Genomic DNA, 21664 nt, shown 5'->3' on the forward strand with positions numbered 1-21664 from the left:
CGACACCCATGGAACTGCTGAAGCAGCCCCCCACCATGAAGCTTCCTGCCGAGTGGTTCACCGGCGACGCCTACGCCGACGTCGTCTACCGCGGCGAGGATCCCTCCCGGATGCGGGCCAACCTGGTCCGATTCACTCCCGGAGCCCGCACCGCGTGGCACTCCCACGCTCTTGGCCAGACCCTCTACGTCGTCGAGGGCGTCGCCCTGCTGCAGTCCCGTGGCGGCGACATCCTCGAAGCACGTCCCGGCGACGTCATCCACACACCGCCGGGTGAGGAGCACTGGCACGGTGCCGCACCCGACCAGTTCATGGTCCACCTCGCTCTGTGGGAGACGGACGACACCACCTGGCTCGAACACGTCTCGGACGACGACTACAACGGCCCGCGCGTCAGCACCCGCACCCGTCCTTGACACCACGACAGCCCCGACAAGAGCTGGGAAGGCACCATGCGAGCAACCATCATTCACGCACCCGGTGACATCCGGGTGGAGAACGCACCCGAGCCGAGGATCGCAGCAGCGACGGACGCGGTCATCCGCACCGTCGCCACCTGTGTGTGTGGTTCCGACCTGTGGAGCTACCGGGGTGTCCTGCCGGTAGCCGAGCCGCAGCCGATCGGCCACGAGTACGTCGGCATCGTCGAGGAGGTCGGCAGCGACGTATCGAGCGTCAGGCCGGGCCAGTTCGTCATCGGCTCCTTCGTCGCCTCCGACAACACCTGCCCGATCTGCCAGTTCGGTTACCAGACCTCCTGCCAGCACGCGCAGTGGGTCAACGGCGCCCAGGCCGAGTACGTCCGCATCCCCCTCGCCGACGGCACCCTGGTCGCCACCCCGGACCAGCCGGCCGAGGAGCTGATCCCGGACCTGCTGGCGCTGTCCGACGTCATGGGCACCGGCTGGTATGCCGCCAAGGCTGCCGAGGTCAAGCCCGGTTCGACCGCCGTGGTCGTCGGGGACGGCGCTGTGGGCCTGTCAGGCGTCATCGCCGCGAAGGAGTTGGGCGCCGAGCGCATCATCGCCATGAGCCGGCACGAGTCCCGACAGAAGCTGGCCCTGGAGTTCGGTGCCACCGACATCGTCATCGAACGGGGCGAGGAAGGCGTCGCCCGCGTCAAGGAACTGACGAACGGCATCGGCGCCGACTCGGTCCTTGAGTGCGTCGGCACCCAGGAGTCGATGCACCAGGCCCTGCAGTCCACCCGCCCCGGCGGCAACGTCGGCTTCGTCGGCTTCCCGCACGGCTCGCAGATCGAGGGCCAGGAGCTCTTCTTCTCCCACGTCGGACTCCGCGGTGGCCCCGCCCCCGTGCGCGCCTACCTTCCCGACCTGATCGACCGCGTCTTCAGCGGCCGTATCAACCCGGGCAGGGTCTTCGACCTCACCCTGTCGCTGGACGAGGTCGCGGAAGGCTACAAAGCCATGGCCGAGCGCCGCGCCATCAAGACGCTGCTGCGTCCGTGATCTGAAGCCGGGCGGTGGTGGGCGCCGGATCACCTGCGCCCACCACGCCGCCACCACCGAGCAGAACGGGCCCGACTGTCATGACCAGCAGGGCGATCGCCACCGCCGAGGCCTACTTCCAGGCCTTCGGCACCCGTGGCCCGGAGCGGATCCTCGCCCCCTGCGCACCTGCCACGACCTGGATGATCCCGGGCGACCCGGCGCTGACGCCCTGGGCCGGAGGGGACCGGTCAGTGCCTGACCACGTCCTTCGCCGCCGTCGAGCCGCTCACCACCGCTCCCCCATGACCTGGATCTCCCGGCCCTGCCCGCGCGACAACGGCCCCGTTCGCGTATTTCCCCGCATTTCAGGAGCCTCCGCCTGTCCGCTCCGTTCGCCGCGTCCCCATCCATCGCGGTGGGCGTCCATCCGGCCTTCACCGGATCCAGAGGGATTGGAGCAACACCGATGACGACATGGACGAGCGACGAGCTCGACCGCATCGCGAAGGCCGACGAGTTGGAGATGGCGCCGCGCCGCGGTGACGGCACCCTGCGGGCGCCGGTGCCGATCTGGGTCGTCCGCGACGGAGACGAGTTGTACGTCCGCTCCTTCCGAGGTACGGGCGGCGGCTGGTGGCGCACGGCGCGCACCACCCACGAGGGGCACGTCCTCTCCGGCGGCGTCGACAAGGACGTCGCCTTCGTCGAGGTGACGGACTCCGAGATCAACGACCGCGTCGACACCGCGTACCGCACCAAGTACGGCCGCTTCGGCGACGCGTACGTCGATCCCCTCGTCGCCGCCCGCTCGACAACCCTGCGACTGGTCCCCCGATGAACACGACGATCCCGGTGGATGCCGTCGCGCCCCCGTCGACATCCGTCCCCTCCCAGGAGTAAGCACCATGCTCGGTCTCGAACTGGTCGTCGCCCTGGGCGCGGCCGTACTGCTGGGCAACGTCCTGGGCCGGCGATTCCGCGTCGCGCCGCCCGTCGTACTGCTCATCGTGGGCGCACTGCTCGGTCTCGTCCCGGCCGTCCGCCAGACGCAACTCCCGCCCGAGGTGGTGTTGTTGCTCTTCCTTCCTGTCCTGTTGTACTGGGAGAGCCTGACCACGTCCATGCGGGAGATCCGTACGAACCTGCGCGGCATCGTCCTGCTCAGCACGGTCCTGGTGATCGCCACGGCGGGGGCCGTGGCGGTCGCCGGGCATGCGCTCGGACTGCCATGGGGACCGGCGTGGGCGCTGGGCGCGGCCGTGGCTCCCACCGACGCCACAGCGGTCGGCGCCCTGGCCGGCTCGCTGCCGCGCCGTCAGATCACCGTGCTCCGCGCGGAAAGCCTCGTCAACGACGGCACCGCACTGGTCATCTACGGTCTGGCGGTCGGCATCACCGTCGGCGAGGAACACCTCACCCTGCCGCACGTCGGAGCGCTGTTCCTGCTGGCATACGGCGGCGGGGCCGCGGTGGGCGTGGCGGTCGCCTGGATCAACATGAACCTGCGGCGCCGCCTGGACGACCCCCTGCTCGGCAATCTCGTCATGATCCTGGCCCCGTTCACGGCGTACCTGCTCGCGGAGCTGATTCACGCCTCCGGTGTCCTGGCGGTCGTCGTGAGTGGGCTGATCATGGCCCAGGTGGCACCGAGCCTCATCCGCGCCGAGCACCGCCGCCAGGCACTGGCCTTCTGGCCGCTGGCCACGTTCATCATCAACGGCGCGCTGTTTGTGCTGGTCGGAGTGGAACTCCAGTACGCGCTAAGGCACTTGAGCCGGTCCGATCTCAGGGACGCGCTGATCGCCATCGGAGTGGTCAGCGTGGTGCTGGTCGCGGTCCGGTTCGCGTTCCTGTTCTCCTCCGCCTACCTGATCCGCGCCATCGACCGGCGCCCCGAGCAGCGGCTGCGGAGAATGAGTCACCGGGCCCGTGCCGTCAGCGGGTTCGCGGGCTTCCGTGGCGCGGTGTCGCTCGCCGTGGCGCTCTCGGTGCCCGAGACCCTCGACTCCGGCGCTCCCTTCCCCGACCGCGACTTCATCGTCTTCGTCACCTCCGGCGTCATCGTGGTGACCCTCGTCGTCCAGGGACTGCTGCTGCCGCGCGTGGTGCGCTGGGCCCGGCTGCCGCGCGACACCTCCGTCGACGAGGAGCACATCCTCGCCGAGACCAAGGCAACCGAAGAAGCCATCGAGGCACTGCCGCACCTCGCTGCCGACCTGGGCACCACCCCGAAGGTCATGGAGTGGCTGCGCCAGGAGTACGAGGCCCACCTGGCGACCGTACGGGCCCAAGGCGCGGGCACCGACGACGATCCCGCCCTGCTGCACAACCGCCACTACACCGACCTCCGCCTCGCCCTGATCGCCCACAAACGCACCACCGTCGTCCGCCTGAGGGACGAGTCGCAGATCGACGACACCGTGCTGCGCCGGCTTCAGGCCGCCCTGGACAACGAAGAGGTGCGGCTGGCCGGTCTAGAGCAGGTGGAGTGAGCCGAGTTCGCCCCTCCAGTCCCCCCACCTCACCAGAACGGATCCCTGTCATGTCCTCCGGCCTCATCGACGTCCATGCCCACCTCCTGCCCGACTTCTACATCCAGCAGGCGACAGCGGCGGGCCACGCCCACCCCGACGGCATGGGCGGCTGGCCGTCGTGGTCCGTCGAAGCCCACCTGGACCTGATGGACCGCAACCGCATCGAGACCGCGATGCTGTCGATGTCGTCTCCCGGCGTGCACTTCGGCGACGACAAGGCGGCCCGCCTCCTCGCCCGGCGCGTCAACGAGTACACCGCCGAACTGGCCCGGGACCACCCCGGCCGCTTCGGCAACTTCGCCTCGCTTCCCCTGCCGGACGTGGACGGCGCGCTGGAGGAGATCGCCTTCGCCTTCGACGAACTCGACGCCGACGGCGTCGCCCTGCTGACGCACACGCACGGCGTGTACCTGGGCGACCAGCGCCTCGACCCGGTCTTCGCGGAACTCGACCGCCGCCGGGCCGTGGTCTTCCTGCACCCCACCTCGCCGGTGTGCTGGGAACAGTCAGCGCTCGGCAGACCGCGACCGATGGTCGAATACATCTTCGACACGGCCCGCGCCGTCACGGACCTGGTGATGGCCGGCGTCCTGACACGCTGGCCGAACATGCAGGTGATCGTTCCGCACTGCGGAGGCGCAGTTCCCGTCCTTGCCGACCGCATCAACGAGTTCATGAAGCTGTTCCTGCCTTCGGACCACACGCCTTCCCTCGACGCGGTGCAGCAACTCCGCGGCCTCTACTACGACATGGCGGGCACAGCCTTCCCGCGCCAGGTCCCCGCGCTGCTCAAGCTCGTCGATCCGGAACGGGTGCTGTTCGGCAGCGACTACTGCTGGACGCCTGCCCCGCTGGCCGACGCCCACATCGCGGCGATCGACGCGACCGAGTCACCGGTAGAGGGGACCACATGGCGGTCCCTGACGACGGCCAACGCCACACGCCTGCTCCCGCCGACGGCGCGGTGAACGCGTCAGGCGGCGCCGTCCAGCCCCTTTGACACCCGCTCGATCCCATCGGTCAGGGAACGCAAGGCCCGGTAGGTCCGGCTGCCGGGTTCGGCGGTCCACACAACGAGCTGCTGTTCGGGATCCTCCGCGCAAGTAAAGGTGGACCGCTGCAACGCCAGGTCACCCACCACGGGATGCCGGAGCAGTCTGGTACCACCGGCCCGCACGGCGACATCGTGCGAGGTCCACCACAGCCGGAACTGCGGATCCAGCGCGGAGAGCTCCTCGACCAGTGCCGCCAGCCGCGGATCGTGAGGATTTCGCCTGCTGTCCATGCGCAGGTGGAACACGGCCAGTCGTGCCATGTGCTCCCAGTCCCTGTACCGGACCCGGATGGCGGGCTCGGTGAACAACATGCGCACGTAGTTGCGCTGTTCTTCGGGGACACACTCGAAGTCCATCACCAGAGCGGCGGCCATGGCGTTCCACGCCAGAAGGTCTGTGTTGCGCCCGATGACGAACCCCGCCGTCAGAGTGAGGTCGTCCAGCAAGTGGCGCATCTGTGGGTCGACTTCTTGCCGAGCGCTCCCGTTGACCGTGGGCAAGGCGGTTTTCCCCGCGAGGGTCAGGATGTACTCGCGCTGATCGTCGTCGAGGCGGAGCACCTGTGCGAGGACGTCGAGAACGGCCGCGGACGCCTGGACGCGGCCCTGTTCGAGCCGGATGTAGTAGTCGGTGCTGATCGCGGCCAGCAGGGCCACTTCGTTACGGCGCAATCCGGGAACACGCCGCCGCTCACCGGTGTCGGGCAGTCCCACCCCGCCAGGGCTCAGCCGTGCACGGCGAGCCTTGAGGAAGGCTCCCAGTTCCTCCAGGCTCGGCTCCCGCTGCACACACACAGCTTCGCACGTTGCCGCGATCCTGCACATCAACCCGAGGGCCGGCCGAGGTCAGCCGCCTGGAGACCCCGTCGATCACCGACCAGTGGCCGTGGCAGCGACCGCGGTCCGCGCCTCGGTCGCGCTCCGCAGCCACCCAGCGGTAAGGAGATCGCCACAGCCGTCCTCCGGCTCTGCAGTCCGAGAGCCGCAGGACGGCTCGAATCCATGGATGTCGAGTGCGCCGCCCGTTCTTGGACTCGTCCGGCCACCGTTCGGGCCGACCGGGCGAAGAGGCTCGACTGCACGATCGACCCGATATCCAGCACCAAGAACAACACCGGATGGAGAAAGGATGCACACCCGGACACTCGGGCAGCGCCAGCACGAGCAGAATCGTTGACATCCAGATGCGCGGCGGGCCCGCCGCGGGCCGTTGGCGACATTCGTACAAGACCGGCAGCCGCCGCCCCCGCACCATCGCTCTATGAACGCCCACGACGCACAGCCGATGCATGTGGACCGTGACGGACCGCGGGACGCGCCGCCACTGCTGCTCATCCACGGATCCGGAGCCTCGAGCGCCTCCTGGGGGCCGGTGGTCCCGGCCCTCGCCGCCCGTCATCATGTCGTCCGGATAGACCTCCCGGGCTGCGGTCAGTCCCCGCGCGCCACGTCCTACGACGTTCCGGCGCAGGCGGGCCGCGTGGCGGCGCTGCTCGACGAACTCGGGCTGCGCGCCGTCACCGTGGCCGGCCACTCCAGTGGCGGATACGTCGCCACCGCGCTCGCGGAGCAGCGCCCCGATCTGGTGGGTTCGCTGGCGATGATCAGCACCGGCCCGCACCTCGACGCGCTCCTGCCGCAGCCTGCCGTCCTCCGCGTGATGCTGGCACCGCCCTTCGGACCGCTGCTGTGGTGGCGGCGTTCGGATGCGATGATCCGCAAAGGCATCGGCGCCACGCTCGCCGGGCCTGCGCCCATTCCGCCCGGCATGGTCGCCGACGTGCGAAGCACCACGTACCGCGTGTTCCGCAAGGTACTGCGCGAGAACACCGTGTACCTCGCCGAGCAGTCCGTGCCCGAGCGGCTCGCCGTCCTCGGGCTCCCGGTGCTCGTGGTCTTCGGCGCCGCCGATCCCCGGTGGGATCCGGCGTCGGCGCGCCAGTACGACGTCGTGCCGGGCGTGCGGGTCGAGATGCTGCCGGGCGTTGGGCACATACCCATGCTGGAAGCGCCCGAGCCGGTGGGCCGACTGCTGCTGGACTTCGCGACCCTGTGCGCCGAAACCCCGCCGGCAGGCCCGGCCTAGACTGGAGCGGTGTTGTCGCAGGGCGTGCCACCCGCGTGGTCGGGCGTTGACATCGCAGTACCGGAGCCTTCGGACCGGCTGCCGGGCATCAGCATGGCCGGATTCCGCCACCGTGTCCCCGCGCCCGTCGACATCGCGATGGTCGCGCATCCGTCCGTCACCCTGCTCATCGATCTGAGCGACGATGACGGCCTGGTCTACGACACGCAGGGGCGGCACGGACGCGGCAGTGTCGTGATCGGCCTGGCCCCTGGGGAGCTGCGGGCGTCCGGCCTGGTGGGCGAGTGCCTGCAGATCCGGCTGCAGCCGGGTGTGGCGGCCGCAGTGCTCGGCCCGCCGGCCGGGGGCAGCGGGAGCGTGGAGTCCTTGGCGGACGTCTGGGGCCGCGACGCCGGGCGCTTCGAGGAGCGGCTGCGTACAGCCGGATCGTGGGACGAGCGGTTCACGATGGCGGCGGACGCCGTCCGCCGGCGGATCGGGGACGGCCTGCGGGTCGATCCGGAGGTCGTCCACGTCTGGAGGCGGACGGTCGCCGGCAGGGGCCGGATGCGTATCGACGGCCTGGCGGACGATGTCGGCTGGAGCCGCAAGCGTCTGTGGGCGCGTTTCCGGGCGCAGCTCGGCGTCACCCCCAAGCGGGCCGCCCAGCTGGTGCGGTTCGACCATGCGGCCCATCTGCTCGCGGCGGGTGTCCCTCCCGCCGGTGTCGCGGCCGAGAGCGGTTACGTCGACCAGTCCCATCTGCACCGCGAAGTGAAGGCGTTTACGGGGCTCACGCCGACTGCAGTCGGCGCCGCGCCGTGGCTGGCGATCGACGACGTCGCGTGGCCGGACTCCTGGCGGGCAGGGAGGCCCGTGGCAGATGGCGCACGCGGTTCCGGCCGGCGCTGAACCGCCCGGCCGCGGCGCTCACTGTGCTCCCGACCGACAGCTGTCCTTTGACATCCACCCTAGTCGCCCCAGGTCAGGGCATCGCACCGGACTGACTTGGCTGTCAAAGGACACCCCCTACTCCGCGGTTCCGTACTCAGGCCCAGTCGGGAAGGGTGGCTACAGGGCAGGGCTGTCAATGCCCCAGGACGTGACGAAGTCGGGTACCACCTCGATCCAGTGGGGACCGAACCCCGGCCCCAGCACCTCGCCACCCACCGTGTGCAGGACGGTCGTTCCCTTGATCAGGATCCCGCGCGGCTGCCACGCCTGCGGATCCGGTACGTCGTCGACCACCAATGCCGCCTGCGGGTTGACCTTGAGGTGACGAATGTACAGTCGCTCCTGGCCGCGTCCTTCCAGCGAGCGCCCCCCGATCTTGATCACCTCGTGCTCAGGATCGAAGTGATACCTGATGGGCACCACGTGCGGCTTGGCGGACTTGCCCGTCGTGGCGAGTCGCCCAAGGAGGTGTTCCTGCAGGTAGCCGACTTCCTGCGCGTTGAACCTACTCATGTCGATCTCCATATCGTTGGTTTCCTCCGACTCCCCGGAACCTGTTCCGGAGATCGCCGGGCTGCGCGGGACGACCAGCTGTCGCGGCTCGCACGAGCCTGCTGTCGGTGACGCCTGTCGAGAGACTTGCTACGGGGCCCCTGGAGGTTCCTCAGGCGATCCGGCTCGGCCGCCAGTTCGCAGCAGACCGGTGGCGGGAGGCGAGGCCTGCCGTCGTGGCGCCCCGCACCGCGGGTGACGAACAGGCCACCCGGGAGCGGAGTCTTCCCCTGGTCCCCTACTTGCGCTCAGGAGCTACGGTGACTTCGAGGGAGGGTGCCCAGCGGGGGAGCTCGCCCCTCCCGGAGAGCAGACGGATGTTCTTGCTGTAGCCGTACTCCTCCAGGGTTTGCGCCGAGGTCTCCCGGCCGTAGCCGCTCGCACCGACACCACCGAACGGCGTGCCCGTGAAATTGCGGTTGTAGTTGTTCACGAAGACGAACCCGGTGTGCAGGGCGCGGCTGACTCGCAGGGCGCGCTCGGAATCCGGTGTGAACACTGCGGCAACCAGGCCGAAGTCGGTGCCGTTGGCGATCCTGACGGCCTCGTCCTCGTCACGGAAGGGGATCATCGAGATGACCGGACCGAAGATCTCCTCCTGGGCGATGCGCATGTCCGGGCGGACGCCGGTGAACAGCGTCGGTGCGACGTAGAAGCCGCCTGCCAGCTCCGGGTCGTCGGGGAGCGGCGCCTGCGCGGCGATCGTGGCACCCTCCCGGACGCCGATGTCGATGTAGTCCAGCACCCGCTTGCGCTGGGCGGCGGACACCATCGGTCCGATGTGTGTGCCGGGGTCGGCGCCGTTGCCGACGCGCAGCCGCTTCACCGCCTCGCCGTAGCGGCGCGCGACCTCGTCGTAGACGTCGACGTGGACCAGGACGCGGGATGCCGAGGTGCAGGCCTCGCCCTGGTTGTAGAGGCCGCCCTCGATGGCCCACGGCAGCGCGAGGTCGAGGTCCGCGTCCTCGAAGATGATGAACGGGTCCTTGCCTCCGAGCTCCATCAGGGTCGGGGTCAGGTTGTCGGCCGCGGTCTTGATGACCGAGACGCCGGTGGTGGGCGATCCGGTGAACGAGATCTTCCCGACGAGCGGGTGACCGGCGAGCTGCGATCCGACGGGGCCGGTGCCGGGAAGGATGTGCACCACGTCGTCGGGCAGGACGGACTGGATGATCTCGACCATGCGCATGGCCGACAGCGGGGCCTGCTCCGGCGGCTTGATCACCACCGCGTTGCCGACGGCCAGCGCCGGGGCCAGCTTGCTGGCGGTGTGGATCGGCGGCCAGTTGAACGGCACGATCGCGGCGATGACGCCGTAGGGTTCGAGCACCGTGATGTCCAGCAGGCTTCCGCCGTCGTGGGCCTGGCCGGGCATGGAGTCGCACAGGCTGGCGAAGAAGTCGAAGAGCCCGATCGCCGCGTTCACGTCCCCGTTGCGCGCCTGGGACAGGGGTTTGCCGTTGTCGCTGCACTCCAGGGCCGCGATCTCGTCGGCGTGCTCGCGTATCGCCTGGGCGATCTTCCGCAGCCAGCTGCCGCGCTCGCGGGCGGTGCGGGCCTTCCAGGAGAAGTGCGCGTCGTAGGCCGCCGCGACGGCCTGGCCGACTTCCTTGTCGCCGGCGCCCTGCACGACGGCCAGGGGCACGCCGGTCGCGGGGTTGTCGACGGTGAATCGGTCGGCGGCGTCCTCGGACGACCACCGAGTGCGGCGGATCGCGTCTTCGGGTGGTGACGTTGTTGCCATGGTCTTGCTCCGTTCAGGGGCGCGCTGGGTGTGACGACTCGCTCGCAAGCCGCGGCGGCCGCCGGTCGATGTCGGCCTCTCAGGGCCTGAGAACGATCTTGCCGTTCGTGTGTCGGCGTTCCAGCTCTCGGAAGGCGTCTCGGACTTCGTCGAGCGGGTAGACGCGGGCGATGGGGATCTCCAGGTCGCCGTCGGCGATCAGCACGGCGAGTTCCCTCAGGACGTCGGCGCCTTCCACCGCCGCGCAGCCGTCCGCTTTGGTGCCGTGCTTCGCCGCACCCGCGAAGTCGATGATCGTGTTGATCCGTTCACCGGGTACGCCCAGTTCCAGCGCCAGTTCGATGTACGGGGCGCCGAAGGTGTCGACGAAGGCGTCGATCGTGCCGTCGGCCGCGGCGCGGATGCGCTCGCCGACGCCTTCTCCGTAGGTCAGGGGGATCGCTCCGTGCCGGGCGAGCCAGGCGTGGTGGGGCTCACTCGCCAGACCGATGACGGTGGCGCCGGCGTGCCGCGCGAGTTGTACGACGAGGGAGCCGACCCCGCCGGCGGCCCCGGAGACGACGACCGTCTCGCCGCGCTCGACGTTGACGGCGTGGACCGCCGCGTACGCCGTGGCTCCGGCGATGAAGAGCGCACCGGCCTGCTCCCATGGGACGCCTGCCGGTCGGTGGGTGAGCTGATCCTCCTCCACGATCACGTACTCGGCGTGACTGGCCCGCTGGTTGGTGAAGCCGATCACCTCGTCGCCGACGGCGAACCCGCTCACTCCCGCGCCGAGTTCGTCGACGATCCCGGCGAGGTCACTGCCCTGGCCCGAGGGGAACGTCGCCGGAAACCTGTCGTGGAAGAACCCCTGCCGGATGACGGCCTCGCCCGGGTTGATGCCGGCGGCCACCACCTTGACAAGGACCTGACGTCTACCGGGTGTGCGCCGTTCGACGTCGACCACGTTCAGTACGTCGATGCCCCCGTACTCCGTGAATCGCACTGCTTTTGGCATGGTGTCTCCTCTGATCGCACTGCGGGGGAAGAGAGCGGGGACTGTCCAGAGACAGCGGGACTACCCGGGCTGTCGGTCGGTCACAGCCCCAGAACGCGGTCGGCGTTGCCGTGCGCGATGCTCGCGAGGTCGGCCGGCGCGTACGGTGCGGAGCGCAGGAACTTCACCGCCTCGGCACTGGACTCGAACGGGTAGTCGATGGAGAACAGCACCCGGTCCACGCCCACGGCATGGACAGCTCCCAGCAGCGCGGCATGCGACATGACTCCGCTGGTGGTGACGTACATGTTGTTCCGCAGGTAGTACGAGGGCAGGTGCTGCACCCTGCGCTCGCCGGGTACCTGGTCGTAGCGGCTGTCGAGCCGGGCCATCTGGAACGGCAGCAGCTCGCCCATGTGCCCCAGCATCAACGTGGCGCGCGGGAACTCGTCGAACACTCCGCCGTAGATCAGCCGGAGCGCATGGGCACCCGTCGTCGCGGTCCACCCCCAGGACGGCCCGAGCAGCACGAAATACCCGTCGAAGACACGCCAGTTGTCGGCCGGAATGAAAGCCGGATGCAGATACAGGGGCACGCCGAGGCGCTCCAGCTCGGCCCATACCGGCCTGAACTGCGGCTCGTCGAGGTAATGCCCCCGCACATGGTCGTTGTGCAGCACGCCCTTGAGCCCGAGCTCCTCCACCGCCCGGCGCAGCTCCACGACCGCAGCCTTCGGATCCTGCAACGGAAGGGCCGCGAAGCCCGCGAACCGCTTCGGATGACCAGCCACCGCCCTCGCCAGAGCGTTGTTGACCCGCCGCGCGACGGCCACCGCCTCCACCGGATCCTCGATCACTTCAAGGCCCGGCGTGGAGTACGACAGGACCTGGACATCGACGCCGTTGGCGTCCATGTCCGCCAGGCGCAGGTCGGTCAGATCCTCCAGGCGCCGGAACCACTCCTGCTTGATCGCCTCCGGCACGTCCATACGCTGACGGATCGCTGCCTCCTGGCGGATGGCTCCAGGAATGGAGAACGCCTCTTCCACGGCCACGATGCGCATCTTCTTCTCCTTCTTGGTATTCCGATGGCCCTTCGCTCCGCCGGCCGTCGTGGAGACACGGTTGCCGGGCGCGGTCTCGGCTGCCGGCGCGGGCGCCCCTGCGACCAGGTCGCCGGCCACCGCGGCCCCTGCGGCGGCAGTCCCTGCGATGAATCTTCGCCGGGTGGCGTCGGCGGGCGGCTCGGCGGACAGGGGCACGACTTGAAAGGGACGGTCGTCGGACATGTCCACTCCTCTTCGGTGATCGCGCGGGTGGCTGCCGGGGACCTGCCGGTCTTGTTGCGCTCCGCGAAGGTGCGCGGCATTCCTCAGTGGTCCGAAGGCCCTCCGAGCCGCGGGCGCCTGGGCATGGCGTCGGTCAGTGCGCGTCGGCCGGCGGAATCGGCCGGCCGCCTCCGGCGACCGGCCCCGAAAGGGCGCGCCGACTCCGACCCGGTGCCGATCTCCGGTCCATGGCCGGTCTCGTGACGGGAGCAGTGCCGGCCGGGCTCGGCCGGGCCGTTCGCCTCTGCCCGTCGGCCGGCGGTCAGTCGGTCTTCTGGCCGTCCTCCGCCAGGATCCTGTTGCGTACGCCGGCGAGGGCTCCCGCCATCGCGCCCGCGGGCCTGCCGAAGGTGGTGGCCGAGAACTGGGCGGGGCCGGTCTTGGCGGTGAAGGAGTGCGGGTAGGCGAACTCCCGGAGCCCTTCCTCACCCTGCTTGCGCCCGTATCCGCTGTCGCCGCGACCGCCGAAGGGCACCGCGGGGTTGATGGAGAAAACCAGGGCGTCGTTGATGCTGGTCATTCCGACGCGGAGTTGACGGGCGATGGCTTCGCCGCGGTCGCGACTGAAGACCGCACTGCCCAGTCCGTACCGGCCGTCGTTGACGTGAGCGATGGCCTCCTCGGTGTCGGTGACCTTGACGACCGCGAGCGTGGGCCCGAACGTCTCCTCGGTCACCGCCAGGGCGTCGGGGCTCACGCCGACGAGGATGGTGGGGTTGACGTAGCGCTCCCCGACGGCCTCGACGCCACCGACCGTGGCAGTCGCTCCGCGATCGAGAGCATCCTGGATGTGCTCGCGAATGATCGGGATCTGGGTGGGCAGGGGAACCGGCCCGATCTCCGCGTCCTCGTCGCTGCCGACACGGACCTGCTGGGCGAGGGCGCTGATCTTTTCGACGAACGCGTCGTGCACCGACTCGACGACATAGGCCACTTCGAGACTGATGCAGCCGTGTCCGGTGTTCTGCATGGCGCCCCACACGATGTGCTTGGCGGCTTCGTCGAGGTCCGCGTCCTCGGCCACGATGACACCGTCCTTCCCGCCGAGTTCCAGCAGCACGGGGGTCAGGGTCTGTGCGCACTGGGCCGCCACTGTCTTGCCCGTGGCGACGCTGCCGGTGAAGGCGAGTTTGTTCAGGCCGGACTCGATGAGCGCCTGGCCCGTGGCACCGAACCCGTTGAGGCACTGCAGGATGTTCGGGAAGTCGGGGGCCGCACGCTGCCAGGCCCTGACGAGCCACTCTCCGATGCCGGGGGTGATCTGGCTGGGCTTGAGGATGGCGGCGTTTCCTGCCGCGATCGCCTCGATCAGGATGGCCCCGGGTGTGAGCAGCGGGAAGTTCCACGGGCCGATGACACCGACGACGCCGTAGGGCTGGTACTCGACCCACGCACGCTGGTTGGGCACGGTGGCGCTGCCCGGAAGCTCACGGCGTCCCAGCACCCGCTCGGCGTTCTCGACGGCGAACTGCACGTGCTCCAGAATCCCGAGCACCTCCACACGGGCTTCGTCGAGGGGCTTGCCGTTCTCGGCGTGGATGAGGGCGGCCGCCTCCTCACCGCCCACGGCCATCTCGCGCCGCCACGCGTGCAGCCGCTGAGCGCGGCCCTCGAATCCAAGGTCCCACCAGGCTCCGGCGACCGAGCGGGCGGCAGCGACAGCCGCGGCCGCCTCCTCCTTGCCCGCCACGGCATACCGGGCGAACTCGGCCCCGGTGGCCTGATCGACGGTGACCACCTCGCTCCCGTCCTGTCCAAGGACTCCATCACGCGTGATCGTCGGAGTGTTGTTGGTCACGGGTTTCTCCCACTTTGTTACGACCGCCTGCGCCGGAGCAGCACCCCGAGGGTGACGGCAGGCGAGGACGCGGTCTTCGGCGCGGTGAAGACCCCTGCGTGACAGCAGGTGCGCGCGCCGACGTGAATGACTTCAGCGATGCCTCGAAGGCCTCAGCAATCTCTAAGTTATCAAGAAGGTGGCTGATGTTAAGCGTTTGATAGTTGGCAAGGTTGTTGTCTACCGGGCGGTCGAGTCAAGGGAGACACGGATAACGCCGTTCGCGACGAGACCGTGATGGCGGTAGACCTCCTCGATCGATCCGGACCGCCCGGACCGGCACGCCGAGGGATGAGACAGGCACACGGCTGACGGCGGCCGGGAAGACCAGAGCGTGCGGATGGTCATCGAGCCGTCGGCAAGGCATCGGGGTGGAGGTCGACCAGCATGCGGAGCAGCAGGGAGTGCACGAGTTCCCGCTCGGCGGGGGCGAGGACCGCGAGCGCCTCCTCGTCGAGACGTTCCACCACACCCCGCGCCCGCTCGGCGAGTTTCGCGCCGCCGTCGGTGATGGTCAGCTGTACGGTCCTGCGGCTCGAAGGGTGTTCGCGGCGAGCCAGCAGGCCGCGGTCGACCAGCGCGTTGACGGCGGCACCCATGGACTGGGGAGTGAAGCCGGTCCGGCGCGCGATTTCCGCCGCGGAGATGCCCGGGGTCCAGACGACGTGCTGCAGGGCGTTGTGCTGGGCGGCCGTGAGGTTGAGCGAGCGCAGCGCTCTCTCAAGACGCGTTCCCATCACGTGCACCACCTGCCACGCCAGGTAGCCCATACGCGTCGAGGGATGTGTGTCAGGGCGCCCCATCAGCAACTCCAAACGTAAGGTGCCTGATACTTCTATGGTACAAATATAAGCCACCTTAGAAGGTACCTTACAAAGAGAGACAAGAGGGCCACCCCTATGTCCACGTCACCGACCACTTCCGCCGAGCCGCGCCCTGCGCCTCATCACCACGCGATGGACACCGCTCCGGCGCCGCAGGGCGCCACCGGGATGAAGGGGGTTCTGCTTCCCGTCGCGATCGTGCTGGCCATCGGCTCGATCTTCGTCAGCGTGTTCCTGGCCGCGTTTCACGCGCCGCGGCCTCATGACCTACCGGTCGCCGTGGTCGGCACGACCCAACGGCTCGCACAGATCACCGGAGGGCTGGAACTCGGGCTGCCCGGCGGCTTCGAGGTGAAGCGCTACCCCGACGCGAATGCGGCCCGCCACGCACTGCAGGACCGCAAGGTGTACGCCGCCTATGTCGCCGGCCCCGGCAGGTCCGCGCAGCTGCTGTACGCCGGAGCCAACGGCCCTTCGGTGACCTCGACGGTCACCGGCGCCTTCTCCGGTGTCGCCAAGGCCGGCGGAGACCGGTTGACCGTGCAGGACGTCGTGCCGGCCTCGGCCGGCGACACCCGCGGTATGTCGGTGTTCTACGCCGGGTTCGGCGTCGTACTGGCCGGATTCCTGTTCGGCATGATGACCTACCAGATGGCTCCGAGACTGGAGTACCGGTGGAGGCTTGTCAGCCTGGCCTCCTTCAGCGTTCTCGCCGGCGTCCTCGTGGCGGCGATGGCCGGCAGCCTGGGTTTCTCCGCGCTGCCGGGCCCCTTCCTGGGCATCGCGGGGGTCATCGCACTGATGGCCGCGGCCATCGGCAGCGCGACCATGATGTTCATGCGCCTCTTCGGCCGCGCCGGGATGTCACTGGCCGCCGTGGTCCTGCTGACCTTCGGCAACAGTACGAGCGGTGGCACGCTGCCCACCGCCTACCTGCCGGGCTGGCTGCATCCGCTCTCTGAGATCCTCCCGGTGGGAGTCGGCGTACGCGCCGTCCAGGGCCTGTCCCACTTCAACAACGACGGTCTCACCGCGGGCGTCGTCGTCCTGGTGGCGTGGATCCTCGTCGCCGCCGTGGTGCTCTTCTGGCTTGATGCCCGCGGACCACGTCGCGCAGCCGCCGGCTGACCCGCCGGCCTGCCGAGCACGGTTCCCCCTGTCGCCCGTGGGACGGCACAGCGGCATCCGCCCAGGGTCCGTGACACGACAGCCCCAGCTCCACCGGCCGGTGACACGCTCGCGAGCGGCACATCTCACTCTCGTAGACTGCGGCCGTGACCGACGCCGCGTTTCCCACCACCGGATACCTCGCCTGGCAGTTCTCCCAGATCATCGCCGGACGACTGGAGCGGGCGCTGCGCGCGGAGGATCTCACATTGGCACAGCACAACGCTCTGCAGCAGGTCCTCTGGACGCCGGGGGTGTCCGCGGCGGAGATCGCGCGCCGCTCCGGCATCACGGCCCAGTCCATGGGAGCCGCGGTGAGCCAGCTCGTCGAGCGAGGACTGCTGCGACGGGAGCCCCATCCGACCAGCCGCCGCAGCATGCGCCTGTTCGCGACGGCCGAGGGAGGCGCGACGGCCGCTCGTGCCGCGTCCATCGCGAGGCGGATCGAACAGGCGACGACCTCGCCGCTCTCCCCCGATGACAAGGACGCCATTCACCGTCTGCTCTACCGTTTGGTCGAGGAACTGAACCCCGACGCCCTCGCCGTCGACACTCGCTCGCCGAACTAGCCCTGGCCGTCCAGCGGATGCCACTTCCGGATCCGACGCTCGGCATGGGGACGAGACAGGAAGAGACGTGGAAAGGCTGAGCGGGACACGGGTCACCAGGCGCAGGTGAGTGCTGCTCCGGCGGCGGAGTCACCACGCGGACCGCGCGACGTTCACCGGTGCGCCGCGAACGAAAGGCCGGAGTGCCATGAGACATGCCGAGAGCCGTCCGCCGTCGTACGGTTCCACCCGCGGTCGTCCTCGCAGCGCGGCCGTGGAACAGGCCATCCTGGAAGCGGTGTTGATCCTTCTTGAGGACGGCGTCCCGTTGGCCGATCTCTCCGTCGACCGCATCGCTCGCACGGCCGGCGTCGGCAAGGCGGCCATCTACCGCCGCTGGAGCGACAAGGAGGACCTCTTCGTCGACGTCATCCGCGCCGCCGAGCCCTCCGAGCGCGAACTCCCCGGTACGTCGATGCGGGACGACCTGGTCGTTCTGCTGGAGTCACTGCGTCAACGCAGCCTGGCCGGCCGGTCGTCGGCCATCCTGCACAACGCACACGCCCAGATGAGAAGCAGCCCGAAGATATGGGCCGCCTACCACTCCGGCGTGATCGCTCCCCGGCGCGACCTCGGACTGGAGATTCTCCGGCGCGGCCAGCTGAACGGAGAACTCCGTACGGGCATCGACCTGGAACTGACCATCGACTTGTTCGTCAGCCCGCTGCTGCTCCGCGCGTTCGTACGCGACGACCCCGACCTCCCCGATGGCCTGCCCGAACAGATCGTCGACACCATCCTCCATGGCCTCCAGCCCGTCAGCTCACCGCGCGGTTGAACACGTAGGCACCCGGGGCTCGGCCGCTGCCGCCCACGTCCGCCGCACCGCACCCGGCGGGAGTACGCACCCGACTTGGCGGTGACCGCCGACCGCTCGCCCGCGGAGAGCTGACGCATGCGCTGGACGGCGTCACGCCGCAGGTCACCGTGCTGCCGCCCACCGAGCAGTCGTCGGCTCCGCGGTTGTCCTCCGTTGCAGTCCCTGCGCGGGGTGTCACCCCTGCGCCTGGGCAGACACCCCGCGACTGCGTCGAGGCCGCTCAGCCTCGCGCGGCGAACGCGGTGGCCGTTTCCTCGATGGACGCGGGTTCACGGCCGAGGAGCATCCGCAGGACGTTGCTGTTGCCACGCAGACCATTCCGGTCGTAGTCCTGCCACATGGCGCGCCTGTCCAAGGCCCGGGACACGGAGTCGCCACTGCCGGCGCGAGCGCTACGTCCGCCCAGCCCACCCTCCTCGCCCCCAGATCCACTCCTCGTGCACACCCGGCCAAGCGCACCGCCCCGGCCGACGTCAGCGCGGGTTCTGCGAGTTCATAGGTCGCCGAGTCGTGTTCTTGCTCGGTAAGCACCTTCACGCGCCTGACGGACGGTGTCCGGTTTCTCCAGGTCGGCCTCGACGATGTCGTCCACGCCCAGGACAGCCACGCGTTCCCGCGCTGCCGGGCCGTGCGCCACGGACCGGACCCGGAAGGCAGCTTGCAGCGCGGCCGGCCTCCAGCACGTACCTGCCGCAGAGCCCGGCCGCCCCGCTCACCGTGATCACCGCGAGCAGGAGCTGCTCCGCGGAACCGTGACGCGCTCGCGCGTCGGGTCAGGGGTTGATCACGGTCATCCACATGGGGTCGTCGGCCCGTTGCTGTATCGCGTCCATGGCCTTGAGTGCCTCGGTGAGCGGGAACCGATGGGTGATGAGTTCGTCGGCGGCAAGGGCTCCCGTCGCGAGCAGGCGCAGGACGTCCGTTGCGTCCTGGCGGGTGTAGGCGCGCGTGGTGACAAAGCGCCAGCAATGCATCATCAGCGCGATGGGGGGCAACGACAGCGGGGTGGAGTTGCCGCCCATGTGCACGAGTGTGCCGCCGGTGGCCATGCCGGCCATGCTCTGACCGAGGGCAGGACCCTCCGGAATGAAGTCGATGACGGCATGAGCTCCCTCGGGTGCCAGTTCGCGCAGCCGACGCGTGAGAGTGCCGTCGGTCGACCAGTCCTCCGGCAGTTCGTCGAGTGCGACGACACTGGCCGGTATGCCGCCGGCGAGCCCGGTGACGCGCTGGAGACGCTCGGCGTCGCGGCCGACGAGGATCAGACGGGCGACCCCGAAGTGCTCCGCGAGTTTGACCGTCGCGGTTCCCATGGTCCCGGTCGCGGCGGTGACCACGAGAGTGGCCTGTTCGGGAAGTTCGGCGCACTTGAGTGCGCGCACGGCGTTGGCCAGATCCTGGACCTTGGCCGCGACGTCGAAGCCGACGGAGTCCGGCAGGGAATCGATCAGCCAGTGCGGGACACGGATGTACTCCGCGAGTCCGCCGTCGTGGTACTGCTCGTACAGCGGCATCGAGGCATCGCCGAAAGCGGCGTGGCCGATCATGGCCTGCTGGGCACACATCATGTCCCGGTCGGTACGGCAGTAGTCGCACTCACGGCAGTTCAGCAAGGGGTGCACCCGCGCCCGGTCTCCGACCGCGTGGCCCGTGACGTCCCGGCCCACGGCGGAGATGACGCCTGCGGCCTCGTGGCCGAGTGTGGTGGGCAGATGCTTGAGCGCCCCCATCCGAAGCAGGCGCATGATGCCCGGCGCCAGGCCGGCGGAGGCAACCTTCACGACCACGTCGAGGGGACCTGGCTCGGGAACGGGCACCTCCTCCAGGACGAGTGCTTCGGCGCCCTGGCGCGCTCGCAGGGCGAGCATCGTGGCCATCAGCGGACCTCCACGGCAAGGCTCGGGAACCGTTCGGCGGCGTAGGCATCCGCCGTACGCGTGGTCTGGGCGACCTGGGGCAGTTCCTGGTGCGAGAGAAGACGTACGTAGTCGCCGGGCTCGGTCACGTCGCTGGCGTGGGAGATGCCGAGCGGGATGCGCACGAAGTCGCCCGGCTCAAGGTCGACGACGCCCCGCTGGGTGATCAGCGTGCGGTGGCCATGGGCCTGGTACTGGATCTCGTCGGCGTCGAGGGTGCGCCGGTAGCGGCGCTGCCCACCAGGAAGTGTGGTGACCATGCCGAGGCGGATGCGGTCCGTCGCATACAGCCAGGTGACGTCCTGACCGGGGTCGGCCCGCAGCACCGCCATCCGCCGGTCCTCCTGGTGCACCTGCTCCAGCAGGACCTGTTCGTCGACCCCGAACACGGTGATGTCATGGCCGAGCGCGGCCATGCACTGAGTGATCGCCTCGTTGGCCTGACCGGGCTGCCAGCCGGGGAACGGCGGGAACATGGCCGCGGACTCCCGCCGGGCCGGCGCCAGCTCGGTGACCGGGGCGGGGATGTAGAACAGCAGGTGGCTGTCCTCGCGGCAGTGGTTGTCGTGAGCGACGCCGCGCGGGATACGGGAGAACTCGCCGGGCTGGAACTCGATCACGCCGAGCTCGGACATCAGCGTCCGCTCGCCGCCGATCTGGTAGGAGATCTCGTCGACGTCGCAGTTGCGGTGGTAGAACGGCTGCCGGCCGTGGAGCTTCTGCCACTCGACGCGGATCTCGTCGTTCTCGAAGACGCCGCGCGGCGGGGCGAACGCCTCCGGCTCGTACTGCTGCGGGTAGTGCACCACGGTCAGCGGCGGGTGCTCCGCCCACAGCTTGACGGGCACCTTCGGGGGATGCGGCGGCGAGAGAAGCAGGTGCTCGTCGCGGACGATACTGCGCAACGGATGGTCGGAGCCCAAGACCATGACGTCTTCAACGACACTCACGGGGCCCTCCTTGTCCTTGGGTGAAAGGGTGGATCGAAGCGGGTGACGGGGAGGGAACGTGTGCCGCGGCCTGTTGCCGGGCGCCCGTGGCAGGGGTCACCTCTTTCGGCCCCAGTACATCTCGATGCCCTTCCATTCCAGCACCTGAGGGCTGTCGACCTGGTCCCCGAACGCCTCACGGATCTGCTCTCCGGAGTAGTAGGGAATGTCGTCCGCGGGGACGTGCCCAAAGAGTTTGTCGAACCACTGCCGAAGGTGGACGTCGGAGTCGATACGGGAGTAGAACGTCGATCCCTTCAAGACCGCTTCGGCCAGCACGATGCGGCGGCCGGGCTTCATCACCCGCAGCAGGTCCGCAGCCGTATCGTGCCAGTCGTCACAGTGCTGAGTCGCCTGCAGCACGGCGACACAGTCGTATGCCTCGTCGTCCACCGAGTCCGTGTACGACCAGCGCCAGCAGCCGACCTGGCCGTTGCGGCCGGGGACCTTGCCCAGGACGGCGTTTCGTCCGTCCTTGATGATCTCCACGGTGTCGATGACACCCTCCGGCCCTACCAGGGCCCGCATGTCCTCGACCCAGCCGGCGGGAGCGATGCCCTCACCGATGAGCAGAACCCGGTCTCCGGCTCGGAGTTCGAGGAGACCGTAGACGATCTCGGAGATCGGCCGGGCCAGTTCCTGCCAGATGTAGGGCAGGCCACCGGCGATGGCCATGGCCATTTCCCATTTCACCCGCTGGTCGACGTCGTGGACGTCCGGACCGAAACGCTCCTCGTCCCACGGCTGGATGTACTCCCACGGGTCTCCGCCGCCGAAGCTGTTCTTGGTTTCTGTACTCATGTCGTCAAGTCCTCCGTAGCATGCCGGAATCGTGTGATGAG

General features: G+C 69.2%; 21 protein-coding genes. 10 read left to right on the forward strand and 11 right to left on the reverse strand.

Translation table 11 applies throughout. The annotated features are described in order from the left end of the window. Window positions 1–8 precede the first annotated feature (8 nt). From ACZ5VD_RS30605 to ACZ5VD_RS30625, 5 genes are all read left to right on the forward strand, one after another. Entirely contained in the window at window positions 9–416 is a 408-nt protein-coding gene (locus ACZ5VD_RS30605) for a (R)-mandelonitrile lyase (RefSeq protein WP_468554033.1), read from the forward strand. A 36-nt stretch (window positions 417–452) separates the two neighbouring features. Next, a complete protein-coding gene (locus ACZ5VD_RS30610; protein ID WP_468554034.1) occupies window positions 453–1469 on the forward strand; it encodes a zinc-dependent alcohol dehydrogenase family protein in 1017 nt (338 codons plus the stop codon). Window positions 1470–1917: 448 nt separating this feature from the next. Next, a complete protein-coding gene (locus ACZ5VD_RS30615; protein WP_468683948.1) occupies window positions 1918–2289 on the forward strand; it encodes a DUF2255 family protein in 372 nt (123 codons plus the stop codon). A 67-nt stretch (window positions 2290–2356) separates the two neighbouring features. Then, complete coding sequence (locus tag ACZ5VD_RS30620; RefSeq protein WP_468554036.1) at window positions 2357–3943, forward strand: Na+/H+ antiporter; 1587 nt, start codon at window positions 2357–2359, stop codon at window positions 3941–3943. Window positions 3944–3993: 50 nt separating this feature from the next. Further along, window positions 3994–4953 carry an amidohydrolase family protein gene (locus ACZ5VD_RS30625; protein WP_468683950.1) on the forward strand — a complete coding sequence of 320 codons (960 nt, stop codon included), beginning with the start codon at window positions 3994–3996 and terminating at the stop codon, window positions 4951–4953. A gap of 5 nt (window positions 4954–4958) precedes the next feature. Here ACZ5VD_RS30625 and ACZ5VD_RS30630 read toward each other — a convergent pair whose 3' ends face one another. Next, complete coding sequence (locus ACZ5VD_RS30630; protein ID WP_468554038.1) at window positions 4959–5828, reverse strand: helix-turn-helix domain-containing protein; 870 nt, start codon at window positions 5826–5828, stop codon at window positions 4959–4961. A gap of 472 nt (window positions 5829–6300) precedes the next feature. On the opposite strand from ACZ5VD_RS30630, the gene ACZ5VD_RS30635 reads away from it, so the two are divergent. After that, on the forward strand, window positions 6301–7125 hold the full coding sequence (locus tag ACZ5VD_RS30635) for an alpha/beta fold hydrolase (protein WP_468683951.1): 825 nt from the start codon (window positions 6301–6303) through the stop codon (window positions 7123–7125). Between the two features lie 9 nt (window positions 7126–7134). After that, window positions 7135–8016, forward strand: a complete 882-nt coding sequence (locus tag ACZ5VD_RS30640) for a helix-turn-helix domain-containing protein (RefSeq protein WP_468683952.1) — start codon at window positions 7135–7137, stop codon at window positions 8014–8016. 159 nt (window positions 8017–8175) lie between these two features. On the opposite strand, the gene ACZ5VD_RS30645 is transcribed toward ACZ5VD_RS30640, so the two are convergent. The 6 genes from ACZ5VD_RS30645 to ACZ5VD_RS30670 all read right to left on the reverse strand — a co-directional run bounded on the left by ACZ5VD_RS30645 (window position 8176) and on the right by ACZ5VD_RS30670 (window position 15235). Further along, window positions 8176–8583, reverse strand: coding sequence for a PNPOx family protein (locus ACZ5VD_RS30645; RefSeq protein WP_468683953.1), 408 nt, complete (start codon window positions 8581–8583; stop codon window positions 8176–8178). A 265-nt stretch (window positions 8584–8848) separates the two neighbouring features. After that, complete coding sequence (locus ACZ5VD_RS30650) at window positions 8849–10354, reverse strand: aldehyde dehydrogenase family protein (protein ID WP_468683955.1); 1506 nt, start codon at window positions 10352–10354, stop codon at window positions 8849–8851. A 79-nt stretch (window positions 10355–10433) separates the two neighbouring features. Further along, entirely contained in the window at window positions 10434–11354 is a 921-nt protein-coding gene (locus ACZ5VD_RS30655; protein WP_468554043.1) for an NADP-dependent oxidoreductase, read from the reverse strand. 80 nt (window positions 11355–11434) lie between these two features. Beyond that, complete coding sequence (locus ACZ5VD_RS30660; protein ID WP_468554044.1) at window positions 11435–12517, reverse strand: amidohydrolase family protein; 1083 nt, start codon at window positions 12515–12517, stop codon at window positions 11435–11437. Window positions 12518–12923: 406 nt separating this feature from the next. Continuing rightward, a complete protein-coding gene (locus ACZ5VD_RS30665) occupies window positions 12924–14459 on the reverse strand; it encodes an aldehyde dehydrogenase family protein (protein ID WP_468554045.1) in 1536 nt (511 codons plus the stop codon). Window positions 14460–14842: 383 nt separating this feature from the next. Continuing rightward, complete coding sequence (locus tag ACZ5VD_RS30670) at window positions 14843–15235, reverse strand: MarR family winged helix-turn-helix transcriptional regulator (protein WP_468554046.1); 393 nt, start codon at window positions 15233–15235, stop codon at window positions 14843–14845. Window positions 15236–15454: 219 nt separating this feature from the next. Between ACZ5VD_RS30670 and ACZ5VD_RS30675 the strand changes: the two genes are divergently transcribed. The 3 genes from ACZ5VD_RS30675 (at window position 15455) to ACZ5VD_RS30685 (ending at window position 17875) form a co-directional block, all read left to right on the forward strand. Beyond that, window positions 15455–16450: an ABC transporter permease gene (locus ACZ5VD_RS30675; protein WP_468554047.1), complete on the forward strand. Its 996-nt coding sequence runs from the start codon at window positions 15455–15457 to the stop codon at window positions 16448–16450. Between the two features lie 146 nt (window positions 16451–16596). After that, window positions 16597–17058, forward strand: a complete 462-nt coding sequence (locus ACZ5VD_RS30680) for a MarR family winged helix-turn-helix transcriptional regulator (protein WP_468554048.1) — start codon at window positions 16597–16599, stop codon at window positions 17056–17058. Between the two features lie 187 nt (window positions 17059–17245). Then, on the forward strand, window positions 17246–17875 hold the full coding sequence (locus ACZ5VD_RS30685) for a TetR/AcrR family transcriptional regulator (protein ID WP_468683958.1): 630 nt from the start codon (window positions 17246–17248) through the stop codon (window positions 17873–17875). Between the two features lie 262 nt (window positions 17876–18137). Here the strand turns inward: ACZ5VD_RS30685 and ACZ5VD_RS30690 are convergent, their stop codons facing one another. From ACZ5VD_RS30690 to ACZ5VD_RS30705, 4 genes are all read right to left on the reverse strand, one after another. Next, the gene (locus ACZ5VD_RS30690) at window positions 18138–18284 is read right to left on the reverse strand and encodes a hypothetical protein (RefSeq protein WP_468554050.1); all 147 of its coding nucleotides are present in this window, start codon (window positions 18282–18284) and stop codon (window positions 18138–18140) included. Window positions 18285–18690: 406 nt separating this feature from the next. Continuing rightward, a complete protein-coding gene (locus ACZ5VD_RS30695) occupies window positions 18691–19794 on the reverse strand; it encodes an alcohol dehydrogenase catalytic domain-containing protein (protein ID WP_468683959.1) in 1104 nt (367 codons plus the stop codon). Next, window positions 19794–20783 (reverse strand): hypothetical protein, encoded by a 990-nt coding sequence (locus ACZ5VD_RS30700; RefSeq protein WP_468683960.1) that lies wholly within the window; start codon window positions 20781–20783, stop codon window positions 19794–19796. Before ACZ5VD_RS30700 ends, ACZ5VD_RS30695 begins: the two co-directional genes overlap by 1 nt. A 96-nt stretch (window positions 20784–20879) precedes the next feature. Next, window positions 20880–21623, reverse strand: coding sequence for a methyltransferase domain-containing protein (locus tag ACZ5VD_RS30705; RefSeq protein WP_468683961.1), 744 nt, complete (start codon window positions 21621–21623; stop codon window positions 20880–20882). Window positions 21624–21664: the final 41 nt, after the last annotated feature.

This window comes from Streptomyces sp. NPDC032822, from assembly GCF_055578825.1.

What these genes read in the sequence shown, in the direction of transcription:
- ACZ5VD_RS30705 (WP_468683961.1), bottom strand. Translation starts at nt 21,623, where the DNA reads ATGAGTACAGAAACCAAGAACAGCTTCGGCGGCGGAGACCCGTGGGAG.
- ACZ5VD_RS30655 (WP_468554043.1), bottom strand. Translation starts at nt 11,354, where the DNA reads ATGCCAAAAGCAGTGCGATTCACGGAGTACGGGGGCATCGACGTACTG.
- ACZ5VD_RS30685 (WP_468683958.1), top strand. Translation starts at nt 17,246, where the DNA reads ATGAGACATGCCGAGAGCCGTCCGCCGTCGTACGGTTCCACCCGCGGT.
- ACZ5VD_RS30610 (WP_468554034.1), top strand. Translation starts at nt 453, where the DNA reads ATGCGAGCAACCATCATTCACGCACCCGGTGACATCCGGGTGGAGAAC.
- ACZ5VD_RS30695 (WP_468683959.1), bottom strand. Translation starts at nt 19,794, where the DNA reads ATGGCCACGATGCTCGCCCTGCGAGCGCGCCAGGGCGCCGAAGCACTC.
- ACZ5VD_RS30620 (WP_468554036.1), top strand. Translation starts at nt 2,357, where the DNA reads ATGCTCGGTCTCGAACTGGTCGTCGCCCTGGGCGCGGCCGTACTGCTG.
- ACZ5VD_RS30645 (WP_468683953.1), bottom strand. Translation starts at nt 8,583, where the DNA reads ATGGAGATCGACATGAGTAGGTTCAACGCGCAGGAAGTCGGCTACCTG.
- ACZ5VD_RS30605 (WP_468554033.1), top strand. Translation starts at nt 9, where the DNA reads ATGGAACTGCTGAAGCAGCCCCCCACCATGAAGCTTCCTGCCGAGTGG.
- ACZ5VD_RS30650 (WP_468683955.1), bottom strand. Translation starts at nt 10,354, where the DNA reads ATGGCAACAACGTCACCACCCGAAGACGCGATCCGCCGCACTCGGTGG.
- ACZ5VD_RS30670 (WP_468554046.1), bottom strand. Translation starts at nt 15,235, where the DNA reads ATGGGAACGCGTCTTGAGAGAGCGCTGCGCTCGCTCAACCTCACGGCC.
- ACZ5VD_RS30625 (WP_468683950.1), top strand. Translation starts at nt 3,994, where the DNA reads ATGTCCTCCGGCCTCATCGACGTCCATGCCCACCTCCTGCCCGACTTC.
- ACZ5VD_RS30675 (WP_468554047.1), top strand. Translation starts at nt 15,455, where the DNA reads ATGGACACCGCTCCGGCGCCGCAGGGCGCCACCGGGATGAAGGGGGTT.
- ACZ5VD_RS30635 (WP_468683951.1), top strand. Translation starts at nt 6,301, where the DNA reads ATGAACGCCCACGACGCACAGCCGATGCATGTGGACCGTGACGGACCG.
- ACZ5VD_RS30615 (WP_468683948.1), top strand. Translation starts at nt 1,918, where the DNA reads ATGACGACATGGACGAGCGACGAGCTCGACCGCATCGCGAAGGCCGAC.